A 2,293-nucleotide genomic window follows, 5' to 3' on the forward strand; every position below is an offset into this window, starting at 1 on the left:
AAACTTCCACTGTGTCAGGCCGGGGAGGGCAACAGCCGCCGCCTGGAGGTCCAGGCGGCGGCTGTTGAAAGCCGTTCGGTACGTTGCGAGGAGTCCGACGGCCGTTGGAGGCCAAATGCGCGGATGCGCACCCGGCCGGTCATGAAGGCCCGGCGCGGCCAGGCCTTGTTACTGGGAGGGTGTTACTGGGCGAGGTACGGCTGGCGCCATTCGCTGGAAGGCGAGAAGTTCTCGTGGATGAACCGGCCGCTGAGCCAGCGCTGCAGGGCCAGGCGGGAACCGGTCTTGTCATTGGTGCCGGAAGCCCGGCCGCCGCCGAAGGAGACCTGCCCCATGAGCGCGCCGGTGGGCTTGTCGTTGATGTAAGTCATGCCCGAGGAGTTGCGAAGCTTGTCCAACGCGTGCGAGACCGCGCGGCGGTCGTTGGCGAAGATGGACTGCGTGAGGGCGTAGTAGCTGGTCTGGTCCACCAGATCCAGTACGGACTCCCACTCGGCGTCCTCGTAGACGTAGACGGTCAGGATGGGGCCGAAGAATTCCTCGCTCATGGTGAAGGCGTGGGGATCGGTGGTCTCGAAGATGGTGGGTTCCACGAACCAGCCCTCTTCGCCATGGACGTTACCGCCGGCCAGGACAGTGTGGCTGGGGAGGGCCTTGGCCTTGCCGATGGCTTCTTCCAGCTTATGGAACGAGGCTCCGTCGATAACGGCACTGGTAAAGGTCTCGTGCTCGGCAGGATCACCCAGGCGGAGCGACTTGGTGGTTTCGACCAGTTCATCCTTGATCTGCGTCCAGACGCTGCGGGCGATGTACGCGCGTGAGGACGCCGAGCACTTCTGGCCCGAGTACTCGAAGGAACTCCGGATCAGGGCGGCCCGGAGAGCGTCCGGGTCGGCGGACGGGTGAGCCACCACTGCATTCTTGCCGCCGGTCTCACCGACCAGGCGCGGGAAGGAGCGGTAGTTTTCGATGTTATCGCCGGCCTTCTTCCACAGGCTGCGGAAGACCTCGGTGGAGCCGGTGAAATTTAGGCCGGCAAAGTCCGGGTGGCTCATCGCCTGGTCGGAAATGGCCCGGCCCGAGCCATGCACCAGGTTGATGACGCCTGGCGGAAGCCCGGCTTCCTCGAACATCCGCATCAGGACGTCGTTGCTGAGCGCGGCCTTTTCGGAGCACTTCCAGACAACCGTGTTGCCCATCAGGGCCGGCGTGGTGGGCAGGTTGCTGCCGATGGCGGTGAAGTTGAACGGTGTGATGGCCAGGACGAAGCCTTCGAGGCCGCGCTGGTCCAGCGAGTTGCCTTCACCCTGCAGAGAGGCAGGCTGGTCGGCGAAGATCTGCTGGGCCAGGTGCGCGTTGTAGCGGAAGAAGTCGGCTACCTCGCTGGCAGCGTCAATCTCTGCCTGGTGGAAAGTCTTGGACTGGCCAAGGATGGTCGTGGCGACAAGCTCATCACGATACTTGCCGGCGGCGAGCTCGCCGGCGCGCAGGAAAATGGCGGCCCGTTCCCACCACGGGGTCCGGGACCAATCGTGCTGGGCGGCCAGGGCTGCGTCGATGGCGGACTGGACTACCGCCTCGTCCGCGGTTGGGATGCGGGCCAGCACCTGGGAGTGGCGGTGCGGAGCGGTGACGTCGCGCAGTTCCCCGGTCATGGAGCGGACACCATTAATGACGTGGGGAAGCTCCCGCACGGTGGCCGTGACTTCGGCGATCTTTTTCTTGACTGAGGCCGCTTCAGGGGAGCCTGGGCGGAATTCGCGGGACGGTTCGTTGGAGGGCGTGGGGACCCTGAAGTTGCCAGTGACGCTGACGGTTTGGGGTGACATTGTCCGGGTATCTCCTCTTGCATGTTCCCGGGGCCGGGGGCCCCAAAGGATGTTTATTGGGTTTCCAGCCGAAGCTCCAGCCTGCGCAGTGCGCTTGCCAGGGAGTCGGCGGTGATGGTAGTTGCCGCGGCGGTGTCGCCGTCCAGCAGTGCCTGGACCAGTGCAGGCTGCGGGGTCCAGAGAGTGTTGTCGTTCTTTGCCAGTGCCTCCGTTGCGCCGATCACCTTGTAGGGCCGGCACTGGAGCCACAGTTGTTCGATGGTGCTGACCAAGACGGGGTTTCCCGAAGCCCTGTAAAGAGTTGCGAGGACTTCCTCGTCCAGGTCCAGGGCATCGATGATGCGCCCGTCCGCCACCGCCTCCTGCATTTTGCCGCAGGCAGTGGCCATGTCCTGGAGGTTCCGGCGATTGACGTTTGGGGCTCCCTGCGTGGCGGCCTGTACCTCCAGGATTGTCCTGACGTC

The 2,293-nt window shown here is 64.5% G+C and carries 2 protein-coding genes; both read right to left on the bottom strand.

The features are described 5' to 3' along the window. Positions 1-182: 182 nt before the first annotated feature. Entirely contained in the window at positions 183-1,829 is a 1,647-nt protein-coding gene (gene pruA, locus AC5RWX_RS32625; protein ID WP_494100310.1) for an L-glutamate gamma-semialdehyde dehydrogenase, read from the bottom strand. Positions 1,830-1,882: 53 nt separating this feature from the next. Continuing rightward, positions 1,883-2,293: FCD domain-containing protein (locus AC5RWX_RS32630; RefSeq protein ID WP_494100311.1), on the bottom strand; the 411-nt coding region annotated here is incomplete at its 5' end.

The sequence above is a fragment of the Arthrobacter sp. SPT-J7 genome (assembly GCF_059089965.1).

Coding starts and splice junctions, on each gene's coding strand:
- pruA (WP_494100310.1), bottom strand. CDS start 1,829: ATGTCACCCCAAACCGTCAGCGTCACTGGCAACTTCAGGGTCCCCACG.